Origin of the sequence: Erwinia sp. PPS120 (assembly GCF_047918655.1) — a bacterium.
In the GTDB taxonomy this organism is placed as follows: domain Bacteria; phylum Pseudomonadota; class Gammaproteobacteria; order Enterobacterales; family Enterobacteriaceae; genus Erwinia; species Erwinia tasmaniensis_A.
The window spans coordinates 1-14,062 of sequence record NZ_JBLREF010000044.1; the positions used below are offsets into that span (position 1 = coordinate 1).

At 50.4% G+C, this 14,062-nt stretch carries 13 protein-coding genes and 3 pseudogenes; 6 read left to right on the forward strand and 10 right to left on the reverse strand.

The genetic code is table 11. The annotated features are described in order from the left end of the window. Window positions 1-112 precede the first annotated feature (112 nt). The 4 genes and pseudogenes from ACLRGG_RS19780 to ACLRGG_RS19790 all read right to left on the reverse strand — a co-directional run bounded on the left by ACLRGG_RS19780 (window position 113) and on the right by ACLRGG_RS19790 (window position 2,595). Window positions 113-706 carry a DUF6387 family protein gene (locus tag ACLRGG_RS19780; protein WP_416251363.1) on the reverse strand — a complete coding sequence of 198 codons (594 nt, stop codon included), beginning with the start codon at window positions 704-706 and terminating at the stop codon, window positions 113-115. 339 nt (window positions 707-1,045) lie between these two features. Continuing rightward, window positions 1,046-1,365: pseudogene (locus tag ACLRGG_RS19785) on the reverse strand (type VI secretion system Vgr family protein); the annotation flags it as partial. A gap of 621 nt (window positions 1,366-1,986) precedes the next feature. After that, window positions 1,987-2,088 (reverse strand): annotated as a pseudogene (locus tag ACLRGG_RS21490) (type II toxin-antitoxin system YafO family toxin); the annotation flags it as partial. Between the two features lie 105 nt (window positions 2,089-2,193). Next, complete coding sequence (locus ACLRGG_RS19790) at window positions 2,194-2,595, reverse strand: winged helix-turn-helix transcriptional regulator (RefSeq protein ID WP_416251364.1); 402 nt, start codon at window positions 2,593-2,595, stop codon at window positions 2,194-2,196. Between the two features lie 99 nt (window positions 2,596-2,694). Between ACLRGG_RS19790 and ACLRGG_RS19795 the strand changes: the two genes are divergently transcribed. Beyond that, window positions 2,695-3,426 carry an SDR family NAD(P)-dependent oxidoreductase gene (locus ACLRGG_RS19795; protein WP_416251365.1) on the forward strand — a complete coding sequence of 244 codons (732 nt, stop codon included), beginning with the start codon at window positions 2,695-2,697 and terminating at the stop codon, window positions 3,424-3,426. A gap of 58 nt (window positions 3,427-3,484) precedes the next feature. On the opposite strand, the gene ACLRGG_RS19800 is transcribed toward ACLRGG_RS19795, so the two are convergent. The 3 genes from ACLRGG_RS19800 to ACLRGG_RS19810 form a co-directional block, all read right to left on the reverse strand. Next, the gene (locus ACLRGG_RS19800) at window positions 3,485-3,781 is read right to left on the reverse strand and encodes a hypothetical protein (RefSeq protein ID WP_416251367.1); all 297 of its coding nucleotides are present in this window, start codon (window positions 3,779-3,781) and stop codon (window positions 3,485-3,487) included. 2 nt (window positions 3,782-3,783) lie between these two features. After that, window positions 3,784-4,062, reverse strand: a complete 279-nt coding sequence (locus ACLRGG_RS19805) for a cupin (protein ID WP_416251368.1) — start codon at window positions 4,060-4,062, stop codon at window positions 3,784-3,786. Window positions 4,063-4,219: 157 nt separating this feature from the next. Beyond that, on the reverse strand, window positions 4,220-4,957 hold the full coding sequence (locus ACLRGG_RS19810; protein WP_416251369.1) for a YoaK family protein: 738 nt from the start codon (window positions 4,955-4,957) through the stop codon (window positions 4,220-4,222). A gap of 163 nt (window positions 4,958-5,120) precedes the next feature. Between ACLRGG_RS19810 and ACLRGG_RS19815 the strand changes: the two genes are divergently transcribed. The 5 genes from ACLRGG_RS19815 (at window position 5,121) to ACLRGG_RS19835 (ending at window position 10,275) form a co-directional block, all read left to right on the forward strand. Beyond that, a complete protein-coding gene (locus ACLRGG_RS19815; RefSeq protein ID WP_416251370.1) occupies window positions 5,121-5,336 on the forward strand; it encodes a hypothetical protein in 216 nt (71 codons plus the stop codon). Window positions 5,337-5,450: 114 nt separating this feature from the next. Then, window positions 5,451-5,663: a hypothetical protein gene (locus ACLRGG_RS19820; protein ID WP_416251372.1), complete on the forward strand. Its 213-nt coding sequence runs from the start codon at window positions 5,451-5,453 to the stop codon at window positions 5,661-5,663. 177 nt (window positions 5,664-5,840) lie between these two features. Beyond that, entirely contained in the window at window positions 5,841-7,481 is a 1,641-nt protein-coding gene (locus ACLRGG_RS19825; RefSeq protein ID WP_416251373.1) for an NAD-dependent malic enzyme, read from the forward strand. Window positions 7,482-7,632: 151 nt separating this feature from the next. Then, window positions 7,633-8,904: a mechanosensitive ion channel family protein gene (locus ACLRGG_RS19830; protein WP_416251374.1), complete on the forward strand. Its 1,272-nt coding sequence runs from the start codon at window positions 7,633-7,635 to the stop codon at window positions 8,902-8,904. A 144-nt stretch (window positions 8,905-9,048) separates the two neighbouring features. Continuing rightward, window positions 9,049-10,275, forward strand: a complete 1,227-nt coding sequence (locus ACLRGG_RS19835; protein ID WP_416251375.1) for an L-lactate MFS transporter — start codon at window positions 9,049-9,051, stop codon at window positions 10,273-10,275. A 343-nt stretch (window positions 10,276-10,618) separates the two neighbouring features. Here the strand turns inward: ACLRGG_RS19835 and ACLRGG_RS19840 are convergent, their stop codons facing one another. The 3 genes and pseudogenes from ACLRGG_RS19840 to ACLRGG_RS19850 all read right to left on the reverse strand — a co-directional run. Continuing rightward, on the reverse strand, window positions 10,619-11,500 hold the full coding sequence (locus tag ACLRGG_RS19840) for an SMP-30/gluconolactonase/LRE family protein (protein WP_416251376.1): 882 nt from the start codon (window positions 11,498-11,500) through the stop codon (window positions 10,619-10,621). Between the two features lie 772 nt (window positions 11,501-12,272). Beyond that, complete coding sequence (locus tag ACLRGG_RS19845) at window positions 12,273-13,124, reverse strand: SGNH/GDSL hydrolase family protein (protein WP_416251377.1); 852 nt, start codon at window positions 13,122-13,124, stop codon at window positions 12,273-12,275. A gap of 541 nt (window positions 13,125-13,665) precedes the next feature. Further along, window positions 13,666-13,929 (reverse strand): annotated as a pseudogene (locus tag ACLRGG_RS19850) (DDE-type integrase/transposase/recombinase); the annotation flags it as partial. Window positions 13,930-14,062: the final 133 nt, after the last annotated feature.

Sequence of the window (14,062 nt, forward strand, 5' to 3'; positions counted from 1 at the left end):
ATGGTTTTATAATCACGAGCGTCCGAATATGGCATTAAATGGCTACACGCCGATGCAGCATATTCAACGCATGACTTGATTCTACTTATCGCCTCCGTTAAAAAGGGGAGGATTACCACATGAGCAGATCCATCATTGAAAGGATACGGTAGTCAACCAACTTTAGAATCTTTCCCAGACCGAAAGCCTCTTGCTTCCTGCTCTTGATTCCATACTCTTTCCTCCATACCGGAAGTAGTGCACGAAGCGAGCCTATGATTTCTTCATCTGATGAGTTTTCCAAGTCAAAGTGTGTATACACACGGCTTTCATTGGTTCTCATAAAAACGGCTCTCATACTTTGAGTTAGTGGCTGCTCTTTGACCTCTTTTGTAAGTTGATCACTTCCTTTGACAAACGATTCTTGCGAGAACATTTCAAGAGATCTTCTGAGGCTTTCAATATGACCAAAGGTGACTTGTCGTATGTGAGTTTGGCTTTCTGCCAGATGAGTGTTGGTATCTAATGTTTTACTGATTAGAGGTTTACCTGCAAGGATCTGGTCAAAATAAACATCTCCTTCCCCAAAAAACTCAATTGAATCAAGGATGTTCTTTCTGACCTGTAACTCCTTATGTAAGCCTTTCAAAGTGCAAGACTCAACATCAACATAGTTGTCATAGTTGAACCAACTCTGTAACTTTTTGTAGATCTGAACCGTATCCATACCGAGGCCTTACATTTGTGTTTCTATAGCTCAATGTAGAAATCAGCTCATCATCACCTTGAACCAGCTCTTCAATCAACAAGCTGTGAAACAGTAACAACGGCCGATAAAATTGAGTATAATTAAGACGCTTTTTTCAGTGCCTCACAACAGTTTTTAAGGTTATTTTTGAGTGTTGGTATCTATGATGGTATAAAAGGTTTAACTTCAATATAAACCTTTAAAATCAGCAAATTAACTACTAGTTCGATTTCTGCAGGGACACCAAATGCCAGTCTCTCAACGTATCTCAAAGTCTACTTTATCCCTTCTATTCAATGAGTTAATTCAAGTCTATAGTTTGGCCTGACGTATCCACAGGTAGTTATAGCCGGGTTCGGCGTCTTCGCGGCTGAAATCCAGCTTCACCCGGTAGCGCCCGTTTCATCGAGATGGGCATACGGCGCGTTCTTCTCGTCGCTCTCGACGCGGGCGGTCAACGTGCCGGCAATCTGCGGGCGCGGCGCAGGCTCGGGTCTGAAGCAGAACTGTTCGCTGTAGGGCATGCCCCATACGGACACGTGCAGACGGGTATCACGAGCAGCGCGGAAGGTGGTGAGCGTAATCACCATCCCCTCTTTCAGCTCCGGCACGTTACTGTCGCCGGTCTCCAGCACCATGCCCGGCGTCATGTGACTGGCGTTACTGAACAGGTGCAGGCGAATGGCGTTATTAAGCGCATGTTCATGCTGAATGCGGGCGTAAAAGGCCCCGCTTTCGGTTTCCGGCTCCTTCCGCGTTACCAGGCACTTTCTGATAGCCCCAGAATCCTCCCGCCGCCCAGGAGCCGCCGGGGCTTGTTGCCAGCGCAGTCTCGTTGCCGAAAGCGCGAAAAATTGTACTACCCGCCATTTCTCTAGCGCTTTTGGCTGTAATCTCACCACTGAACGACGCTATATCTGTAAAAAACAGTCGTCCTTTAACAAATGCCGGGCTTTCACCTTTCCAGCTAACAATATCCGGATACCCCGTTTTCGAATATTTTTGACGCAATCGATACTCATAATTCTCTTCCGCATGAAGACTTGGAAATCGCGTTCCCTGCTTTGGCGCATTACCTCTCTCAAAGAGTAAAGTCTCCAGGATTACCAGGCGATTTATTCCTACCCCCAAAGTAAACGATGAGAAAATCCTAAAGAGAATCTGATGCAGATGGAAGCAAGAAAACCCGCATAAGCGGGTGACATTTTACATCTGAACTCATCAGCGTAGGATGCCAGTAGTTCCAATCTTTCATAAACTTAAGCTTTTTTGTGCGCTCTCGGATCGAAAAGCGCAATCAGACTATATTGGTTTTCATCTACTCGATTTTGAGTATACAACCAAGCTGAACCTGATGGTCTGTCCCACTGGGGTCACTTAGGCCAATTTCATTGCCTTAGGGGGTCACTCACTCCATTTCATGCAGACCTAAAGGATGTGCATGAGGCTGAAACCTACAATGTCATTTACGCGGTGGGTTCCCTCTCTTTCTTATTTTCTCCCGCATGGGTCAGATCATACGCAGCCTGGGCTTCCTCCAGGGCCGTTCCATGTGCCAGCGCCCAGTCATACAGTGCGATAAACGGTTGCTGCAAGGTTTGTGCCAGCGGCGTGAGGCTGTATTCAACCCCTACCGGTGAGGTGGGAAGCACTTCGCGGATCACCAGGCCATTACGTTCGAGCCGCTTCAGCGCATCTGCCAGCGCTTTATGAGTGATCCCATCCAACCGTCGACGGATTTCATTAAAGCGGGAAGGCCTGGAACAGAGAACAGTGAGAATTAAAATCGACCATTTATTGGTGATATGTTCCAGTACCGGGCGCGTTTTCCCTACGTCTCTCAATGCGTTAGCATCTGAACTGGCCATGACGATATACTCCGCGATATCTGATATAAACAAAGTGCGTAATTGATATTAAATATAATCTATATACCCTCTCTTCTCCACCTCAAGAGGAGAGATCAGATGAGCAGACTGGAAAATAAAGTCGCTGTAATACTGGGCGGCGCTAAAGGGATTGGCCTGGCCATTAGCCAGCGTTTTGCCCGCGAAGGAGCGACGACCTGGTTCACATCGCGGCGTGCAGAAGAGTTGCAGGCGGCCAGCCTGAAGATATCGGGCACAGTGAAACCGTTGCAGGCCGATGTTAGCCAGCAGAGCGAGCTGAACCGTATTATGGATGCGGTAAAGGCTGAATCCTCCCGGATCGATGCGTTGGTAATTAATGCCGGGATGACGAATTACGCCACCATTGAAGACCTAAGCCCGTCGCATTTTGACCAGATTTTTGGTCTTAATGTTCGGGCGCCCGTTCTTGCATTGCAGGCCGCATTGCCGCTGCTTAATCCCGGCGCAAGCGTTATCCTGCTTGGTTCTATCGCTGATGTGCTGGGTACAGAGGGGTATGGCGTTTACAGCGCCAGCAAAGCGGCGCTGCGATCCTTTGCCCGGACGTGGACGCGTGAACTCGCTTCACGGGGGATCAGAATCAATGTGGTGGCTCCCGGCCCTATCGACACGGAAATGATGCAGGCCGCCTCCGAAGAATTGCGCCAGGGATTAACCCGCGCAATCCCACTGAGTCGCATGGGCAGGCCTGAAGAAGTGGCCAGCGCCGCGTTGTTTCTTGCAAGCGAAGAAAGTAGCTACATTGCTGGCGCTGAAATTTGTGTGGATGGCGGTATGACGCAGGTGTAAATGCCCACGGATATTTTTGGTGTATCTCAGCCATCTCCGGATGGCTGAGATACGTCCCTTACGACTTGCTCACCGCATAGTTTCGAACCTTATTATTTTCCATCTGCACGGTCAGCGTCTTACCCTCGGTCGTGTCCCTTGCTCTTGCCTGACTGTAGGTCCACATCAGGATCTGGTGCCCCTCCGGATACGGGGTTTCCGAGGTCGGCTGGCCAAACAGGGCAATCATTTCCTGCCTCGTGGTCGTGCCCTTGTGGATTTTGTTAAGCCGCGCATCGTCAAAATCCTGACCAACGGAGGCAGTACACCCTGCAGCCATCATTATCAGGCATAAAACTAACCCTAATTTTTTCATTATCAGGGCCGCGCGCTCTTTCTGCCGGAGAGGTAACGAACGCCCTCAGGTCCAAAGAATTCGGAATGGGGCTCATCGCGCTGGAGATGAAATACCTCACCCACCCGCCAGGTTTTTTCCCCGCTCTGACTAAGAATGGTTATCTCGCCCGCCAGGATCAGCGCTTTCGCCTCAAAGGGATGCGCGTGGTGATCCAGCCTGCCGTTGGGCTCGCGTTCCACCACCACTGGCGTCTCAAAACCCTGCTCAGCCAGCTTTTTTACGAATTCGTCCTGCTGCATGGTCACTCCGGATAGACACAGGTATTCCGCTAAGATAGCCTGACTGCCCACACACTTTCAATTTATACCGGGCTTGCCGGACCGCGTCCTCTCACCTTTGCTGCTAACCGAGCGCGTATGACCGACTGCGGGCATCTGGCACAGGTCCCGCCAGGGGCTACTTAAATGTACTGCTCGCCGCAGCGGAATAGCGCACTTTGGCATGATGGAGTGAAAGCAGAGACATCACCATCAGTACGCATCCGGCGACAATCAGAAAAGCATAGCCCAGCAGGCTCCAGGCCCAGATGCCGACGATCCCCCCGACCAGAAATCCCGCTATCGTCAGTGTATGGAGCTTTAAGCGATCGAGATATGCCGTGGCTTCACTGGGAGACTCCCGCCGCCGCAGGATATCAATCAGCATCGCCATTTCAATACCAATATCGGTTGCCGTGCCGGAGACGTGCGTCGTTCTGACGCGGGCATTCGAAATCCTCGTTACCACGGCGTTTTGCAGCCCCATCAGCAGGCTCAGGGCCAAAATGAGCACCGCCCCTGGCAGGGTGACGCTCAGCTCAGCCACGCCAAGCGCCATTAGCGCCAGCGCTTCAATAACAATAACGAATGCATAGATGCCGCGCAGGCCTCTGCGCCGTCCGGCATTGATAATCAGCGTGGAGAGTACGGCGCCAAACATAAAAAACAGTACGACAGACAGGAAGAACAGGCCGCCGTTCCACCTGAACCGGGCCAGATTATCGGAAAGAGACGAGACGTTACCGGTCATGTTGGCAGCGAAAAAACCTACAATTTCAAACGCCACCGTGTTAAGCGCACCGGCAACGGCGGCCAGCAGACAGGCCAGCCAGCTGTCAGTGTTGAGCGTTCTGGCTTCATCGGTACGAATCAACATGCTAATTTCTGTGCGTGGGGAGAGGGATGCATTATTTTCTGCCCAACGAACAGGAAACTCAAGTTTCTTAATCGCGCCAAAAAAAAGGTCATACGGTCGACCTTAATTTAGTAGGCTTCCGGCCTGTCGAGAGGTAAATATTCAATGATAAGGATATTCAATTATGCTGCTAATTCTGCTTCTCATTTTAGCTATTCTGTTTATTCTGCTTTTCATCGTCAGTGTGATTATTTTCCTGGTCAGGCTTTCCCGCGAAGGTGATGCCAGTTTCAGGCTGGCCCTTATCGTGCTCATTTTACCCTTTATGGCATTCTATTGTGCGTTCTGGTACGTCAGCCTGTACCTCGCGACCTTAGGTATTGAGCCGACCCTCTTTTAGGTAGGAGTAGTCGGAGAGAGAGATAGGCGATAAATACCCCGCTACTCCGCTGATTGATTGCCCGCTGCCCACTTACACTGAGGGAAAGTTAATCACGCCCGTTGTGGAGTCCCTATGCCAGACAAAGATCCTATTGTTGAACGCCTCACCGTTGAGGTACTTGCCCTGCGTCATATCGTGCAGATGCTGATTGCCTACGGCAACGTGCCGACCGGCGGCAAGCTGAATAAGTACCTGCTTAAGGTAGCGGATGATACCGAACACCGTGATGAACGACACGGCAATAAAGCCGTCGCCGAGGCGATTCGCAGCTACATTCAGGGCTGATTTTCCCGGCGTTTCTTTCCATAATCACGCCGCCTGCGCAATATGCCAGGATGCAGATTTCGGATTTTGTTACATTAACCTGCCGCCCCGCTGAATATTTTCGACCAGGCTTACTCCTTATTAAAACAAGACCTCGCGTTCAGTTTTCACGTTCAGGACTCGTAAGGAGTAACCATTATGTCGACACACGCCAGAGAAGATAAACCCGCTGCGATCCCTCCTTCGCCTCTCACTTCAGCACGGCTGAATAAAGGTACAGCTTTTAGCGAAGCGGAACGTAAAACACACCGGCTGGAAGGGCTGCTGCCGCCCATCGTGGACAGTCTGGAAACCCAGATCCAGCGTGTTAAGGAGCATCTTGACGGCAAGCCTAACGACATCGAAAAATATATCTATTTGCAGGAACTGGCGAGTCGCAATGAGACGCTGTTTTATGCCACGCTGATGTCCGATCCGATCACTTTTATTCCCCTGGTGTACGATCCCACCATCGCGGATGCCTGCCTTAAATACGGCCATATTTATCGCCAGCCTAAGGGAATGTACCTGACGCGGGAAATGAAAGGCAGGCTCGCTGATGTGCTGCGCAACTGGCCGCATAAAGATGTTCGTTTTATCTGCGTAACGTCCGGCGGCCGGATTTTAGGACTGGGTGACATCGGTGCCAACGGCGCACCTATCCCGGTGGGAAAGCTCCAGCTCTATACCGCCTGCGCCGCCGTCCCGCCAGAGGGCCTGTTGCCTGTCCATCTGGACATTGGCACCAGCAATAAAAAGCTGACGGGTGATCCCCTTTATACCGGTCTGCGCAAAGCCCCACTTGCGCAGAAAGCGCTGGATGAACTGCTGGATGAGTTTGTCGGGGCGGTGGAGAGCGTCTTTCCCGGCTGCTGTATTCACTTCGAGGACTGGAAAGGCAGCGACGCGGTGCGCTATTTGCAGCGCTATCAGAGTCGGGCACTGGTTTATAACGACGATATTCAGGGTACGGCAAGCGTGGTGCTGGCAGGCCTGATCACGGCCCTGAAAACCACCGGCGGCAAGCTGTCGCAGCAGCGCGTACTCTTCGCCGGGGCTGGCTCAGCGGGAACGGGTATCGCTAATATGCTGGTTGAGGCGATGGTGCTGGAAGGCGCTGAGCGGGAAGAGGCTCGCCGGGCAATCACGCTGTTCGACAAGGACGGACTGATTGAGACGGGCCGTAAAAAACTCTCTGCTGAACAGCAGACCTTTGCCCGGAAGGCAGAACCCCAGTCCGACCTGCAAAAGGTGGTGGAAGCGGTAAAACCCACGGTGCTTATCGGCGTCAGTACGCAGGGAGGTCTGTTCAGCGAGAAGGTGGTTAAAACCATGACTAAGCTGAACGAAAGACCGATTATCTTCCCCCTCTCTAATCCGACAGATAATGCTGAATGCACCGCAAAACAGGCCTATCAGTGGAGTAAGGGCAAAGCGCTGTATGCTGCGGGTGTGCAGTTCGGCGAAGAAAAAGTACAGGGGGAAACGCGCTATCCGGGGCAGGCTAATAACTTCTATATATTCCCGGCGGTAAGCCTGGCGGTGTATGCAGCGCGGCCCAGGCTTATTGACGATCGGCTGTTTATAGAGGCAGCCCGCGCCTGTGCGCAACAGGTCAGTAAAAAAGATCGCGATCGGGGGATGCTCTACCCTTCGCAGGCCGGGATACTGAAAACGGAAAAGGCCATCGCCCGTCATCTGGTTCGCTATCTGTTTAATAACGATCTGGCCGGGGTGGAAGAACCGCATGATATTACCCGCTGGCTTGATAAGCTGAGCTACAAGCCCCGTTACGAGTAAATGCGGGTCACACTGATTTGATCCCGACAGGATAGTCGCGATATCCTGCAGGCGGGCTGTTGAATTAATGCGTTTTATGCCCTCCGTGCGTCAGGTATTATAACCTGGCGCAGCAAGACTGGACGATGAATTTAGCAAGGATGGTAACGTTATGCATGACTACCTGACACACTGGCTCAGCGCCTTTGATCTACCCTACGCCTCTTTTATCGCTGTATTCGCCCTGCTCGGCATTATTCTGCTGATCTCCCTGCTCGTACACGGCCTGCTGCATAAGGGCGTTATTCCTCCCCTCCGCAGGCTGGCCGAGAAGTCGTCACGGCAGTGGCCGCGATCCTTTATTGATAAGAAACTGCTCAGCCGTTCAGCTCTGCTGCTCCAGGGGATCCTACTCCAGCTGCAAATTGCACTTTTCCTGCAGGGCATTGAACCGCTGCATACCGTGCTGGTGGTGTTCAGCCAGGTATGGACGATGACGTTCAGCCTGCTGATGTTTTTTTCGCTGCTGGACGTGCTTCTTGAGGTAACTCAGCAACAGGCCATTGCCAGCCAGCTCCCCCTTCGCGGTATTTTTCAAAGCCTGAAACTGGTCGCCGCGCTGCTGGTTGTGCTGATGATTATCTCAGTACTCATCGGTAAGTCCCCGCTGGTGCTGCTAACCGGGCTGGGCGCCATGACGGCGGTGCTGATGCTGGTATTTAAGGATCCAATTCTGGGTTTAGTGGCCGGGATACAGCTGTCAGCCAACGATATGCTGAAGATTGGCGACTGGCTGGAGATGCCTAAATATGGTGCAGACGGCGACGTGGTGGATATCGGTCTGACCACGGTTAAGGTGCGCAACTGGGATAAGACCATTACGACGCTTCCTACCTACGTGTTGATATCAGATTCATTTAAAAACTGGCGCCCGATGTCGGAATCTGGCGGACGCCGCATCAAGCGCAGCATTAATATTGATACCACCAGCATCCATTTTCTCAGCGAGGACGAAGTGGCCAGCCTGAAACGTGCCCAGCTGCTGACGCCCTATCTGGAAGGCAAAGGCGAGGAAGTGGAAAACTATAATGCCCGGCTGGACTGCGATCTCTCCACGCCGCTGAATGGCCGCAGGATGACCAATATCGGTACCTTCCGCGCCTGGCTGGAAGCCTGGCTCAGGGCGCATCCGCGCAGCCATAAGGAGATGACCCTGATGGTACGCCAGCTGGCACCGGGTTCCTCTGGCCTGCCGGTGGAAATTTACATGTTCACGAATACCACCGCCTGGCTGGAGTATGAAAGTATTCAGGCTGATATTTTCGATCATATTTTTGCCGTCCTGCCTGAGTTCGGCCTGCGGGTTCATCAGACGCCTACCGGCAACGATCTTCGACAGCTGCGGCTGACCGGGCAGGATCACGCTATCCCGGCGAATCGCTAACGACCTGCGCTTCAGAGTGCCTTTCATACCCTGTGAGAGGCATTTCATTCCCCTCGGGCGGCAGTTCATGCCTTAATCAGCCCGCGCGCGAAAGACCCGACATATTCTGTGCTCAATTTATTAAACTTTTATCGGGAGTTTTCCATGAGCACATCCCCCGTCAACATCCGCGTTAATCGTACCCGCTGGTTAACCCTGGCCGGTACGGTTATTACGCAGTTTGCTCTGGGTTCAGTCTATACCTGGAGCCTGTTTAACGGCCAGCTGTCACACAAGCTGGATGCGCCGATAAGCCAGGTGGCTTTCTCTTTTGGCCTGTTGAGCCTGGGGCTGGCTATCGCCTCTTCGCTGGCTGGAAAACTTCAGGAGCGTTTTGGCGTACGCCGGGTGGCAATCGGTTCTGGCGTGCTGATGGCGATAGGTTTTTATATAACCGCTCACGCCAATAATCTCGTTATGCTGTATCTCAGCGCAGGGGTGCTGGTCGGTCTGGCCGACGGCGCGGGCTATCTGATGACGCTGTCAAACTGCGTGAAATGGTTTCCCGAACGCAAAGGGATGATTTCCGCCTGTGCCATCGGTGCCTACGGTCTGGGCAGCCTTGGATTTAAATTTATCTGTAGCTATCTGCTGAGTATTAACAGCCTGGAGACCACCTTTGTTATTTGGGGCGGGCTGGCAATGGTGATGATTATCCCCGGCGCGCTGCTGATGAAAGACGCTCCACAACAGCCTGCGGTGCAGCCGGGCCAAATCAGTCGGCCCCGTGACTTTTCGCTGGCAGAGGCCGTGCGTTTACCGCAGTACTGGATGCTGGCGCTGATGTTTCTGACCGCCTGTATGAGTGGGCTGTACGTGATTGGCATTGCGAAGGATATCGGCGAAGGGCTGGTACATCTCTCATTACAAACGGCGGCCAATGCGGTGACGGTGATCGCGGTTGCCAACCTGAGCGGTCGCCTGATACTCGGTGTCCTGTCTGATAAAATGCCCCGCATCCGGGTGATTACGCTGGCGCAGGTGGTTTCGCTGGCGGGAATGTCGATAATGCTGTTCAGTCAGATGAACGAGTTGACCTTCTTTATCGCCATTGCCTGTGTCGCCTTCAGTTTTGGTGGGACCATTACCGTTTATCCCTCGCTGGTGAGCGATTTCTTTGGCCTGAATAATCTGACTAAAAACTATGGGCTGATTTATCTGGGCTTTGGGATTGGCAGCGTGTTGGGTTCGCTGATCGCTTCGCTTTTTGGCGGGTTTGCCGTGACCTTTAGCCTGATTATGGCGCTGTTAGTGATTTCACTGATTATGTCAGCCTCAATTCGTTTACCGCATTGCCCTGCTGATAAAAAGACCCCTCTCCAGCATGCCTGAGAAGATCGTGTGCGGCAAAGGTTCGGGGTGTCGCCTACAAGGGGGGCCTGGCAGGTGTAACTGATGCTGCAAAGGTCCGGGGTATCGCCTACAAGTGGTGCCCGTCGGCTTATTGTATTGTGCTGGCTGTGGGTAAAAGCCGGTTTCACTAAAAGCAATTCAGAAGCCCGAGAGGTGGACAATCCCAGCGGTTGACGGGTATTCCGTAGCGCTGCGGCGCAGACGGAGGGCCAGGCGAGGGCTGCAGGGATGCTGCACTCAGGGAGCGGCGGGCAGAGATGCCCGCTCGCGACCGGGCCGTCCAGCCGGGCGTTGGCCCCTCTGGCGCTACCCGGCAGCCCCCCTACTTCGCGCCAAAGATCGGTTCCGGGAGGCCTGCCACCTCTACCCTGACGGCAAAAAGATCGCCAGACTGTGGGTATGTCTCCAGCTCCTCGGCGCTACGATCCTCACGGGAGCTGGTGATATACAGCGTCTTAAGATCCGCTCCGCCAAATGCGACCATGGTCGGCCAACGAACCGGCAGTGGGATCTCGTCAACAATGCGGCCATCAGCCGGATCGATGCGGACAACCCGCGACCCATCAAACATGGCCGCCCAGTAAAATCCTTCGCTATCGACCGCTGCGCCGTCGGGCTGACCGCCCTCACCCTGCGCAAATTGACGTACCACCTCACGCGGGCCAATCTCGCCCCGCTCATCCATCGGGTAGCGGTAAAGCAGCCCGTGTGGCGTATCAGTCTGGTACATCCAGCGCCCGTCCGGCGAAAACGCAACGCCGTTAGAAATCATGATATCTTCAGCCTGAACGGTCAGCTGAAGCGCCTCGTCCACCCGGCACAGCTTCGCGCCGTTACGATCCTGTGGCTCCCACAGGCTGCCGCACCAGAAACGGCCAAGGCGATCCACGCCTCCATCATTGAACCGGCTGCGTTGAGCATCACCAGGATTAGGCGCAATACGATTAACAACCTGCCCCTGCTTATCCAGCTGAAAAACGCCGCTGCGCATTGCGGCGATAAAGCCTCCCTGGTGATGCAGCCCGAAACAGCCGATATGCTCCGCTACCGGCATAACCTGATGAGCGCCACTCTGCGGATCGAAGCGATGCAGCGCGGGGGCCAGAATATCGACAAAATACAGCGCCTGCTCGCTAACCGACCATACCGGGCATTCCCCCAGTTCAGCCTGCACCGCCAGTACATTTTCTACCTGATAACGCATAACGTCTCCTTTGAATGGATGCGAACAGTTTAGGTCATCACCGCCAGTTTGCCTGGTTCAAAAGGGCAGAAGGTAAATAAGGGGTCTGAAATCCATTGGAACGGAAACGTACGTTAGTGAAGTGTTTCTCTGATATCGAAACATAACTGACATCGTAAAATGCCATCAAAAAAGTGTTTTTTTTATCGACATATGGTGTTTAACGGCCAGCATTATTTAACCGATTTTTTAGAAAGATATTGATCTCTTACCGAACGTTTTCGTCCGGTTGGCCCTCAAACCCTGTAATAAGTTTATAACCTCCGGATTTTGCAACAGTGCCTCAAAAACTGCACCTTGCTCAGTTGGGTGTCCAACTTTTGGGGTGCAGTTCACTACTGGGGGTTTATTGTAGTGAGCCCTTAAGACTCCTATGACAGTAAGTTTGTCAATATCATGTATTTGCGATATCCCCTTTTAATGCTTTTAGATTATCAAGCAAAGAATGGAAATAATTGGCATCATCCTGATTCATGGCATTTTTATTTTTACGCGCAGGGCTTTTTCAATTTATTTCTCAAGGTGTACGGTTGACATTGAAGCCTGTCCTTCCAGACGTTCAGTTTGAGACAGAACAAGCTGGTCACCATCAATAACAACTTGCAATTATAAATACTGAAAGATACTTTCCTTTAAGGATGCGATTTTCACTGCAACTAACGGCTAAGTCCTTGTCGTATTAACAGCAACTGGCTAAAAATGTGGTACATAGTCAGGAAAGAGAATTATCACTTTAAATTTTTTTGAACATGAACTCATTGGTAATAAATTCATGGATTTTCATTGCAAAAATGGCATGCAATTCTTGTGTTGGATGAACGCCATCATTAAATAAATATTTTGGCGAAGTATCTAATGAGCCTTTTCCACCAATGTACCCCTGATGAAAAGGTTTGCTGGTATTGTAACCTATGCTATTTGCAATATTAATAGTTGATGTCAATACTTCATTGAGATCGAAAAACTTAACGTTAGCTCCATTTTTACCATTAATATCAGAAACTTTACGGGACAATAACTCATTATGCTGCGACGATAACTCTTTTAATTCTTCCCTTTTCTCCTGAGTTTCAGCCTTTGCAAAGGGCGTATGTGAAAAATCTGGAATGCCCATCACAATAATGTTTTTAGCTCCTCCTTTAATCATATTATTAATATTTTTCATCTGATCATTAACGACCTTATTGACATCTTTTTTATTGTAGGAAATATAATCATTCGAACCAATGCAGGCGATGGCCAAATCGTCTCTACCGAATTTAAGCCCACTAATTTGTTTTTTCATACTTGAGATAAACATAAATATTGGGTTCAATTTACAGTAATTACCAGCAACGGCCCCTCCTTCAGCTTTTGTCACCACAGCTACGTTCATACATGTCGGTGAGGCCAGAAAATCAACCCATGTATAACCATTGGTGAATCTTCCTTCATAATACTGGGGTGATGAAGGCATCAGACCTGATGTTTTAGAATACATTCTTCCTGTCGAATCAGATAAACTATCTCCCAGTATAATAATTTTTTCAAATGGTGCCCCCCCCATCTTACACGTTGAATTTTTTACTGAGATAATTTTTTTCATCAAGGTGAACCTGGAAGGCATTTGACCATCAACATTATTATATGTGCTGAATATTCTGTTGTGCTGATGAAATATTGGGTTTCTTTTAAAAAGTATAGGCATATTATGTTCTCAATGTGTTAGTTAATGGATCGCTATAAGAGTAGCCTGTTTAAAGAATTTTTTACTCAAGACATTAATGTCGCATGTAAAATACAGTATTCCGTCATAGTCTACACCGTTTTTCCACGGTACATCAATACCCAACAGAAGCCGTTACTATAACTCTGAGTCCTCCTCACAACTCAGCAGATTTACTCAAAACCCATCGTTCTGCTGGTATCAAATTCCTTTCCCCGACTGGAGATATGAATCGTCATAAAGACGCATTTTCAAAAAAATTTAATCCTTCGTTTATGCAAAAATATTGATAAATTAAAGTCAATACTATCAATAATTGATCTTTTATTCTCTAAGTTTGCCACAAAGCGGCATGAAGGTGCCAGCTAAGGCTGAATAGGAGGTTGACACTCAGGGGAGGTATTTTTGCATGGTAAACTTCTTATGGCACTATTGCAAATTTCATGATGAGGTAGACTTCTGTCTTATTCAAGGCCTTAAACTTCAAAACTCTGTTTACCAGACGCATCTCGCCCAAAGGATGACCGATAGAGAAGTTTTCCGCCTGTCCTTTACGCAGCGCACGCATTACCTCAATTCCTTTAATGGTGGCATAGGCGGTCTTCATTGATTTAAACCTAAGAGTGGCACTGATTATCCGTTTCAGCTTGCCACGATCGCATTCGATAACGTTATTCCGGTGCTTTGGTAATCCTCCCCTTTTTAACGGAGGCGATAAGTAGAATCAAGTCATGCGTTGAATATGCTGCATCGGCGTGTAGCCATTTAATGCCATATTCGGAAGATCATGATCATAAAACCATTGCCAGCGTGTGGCA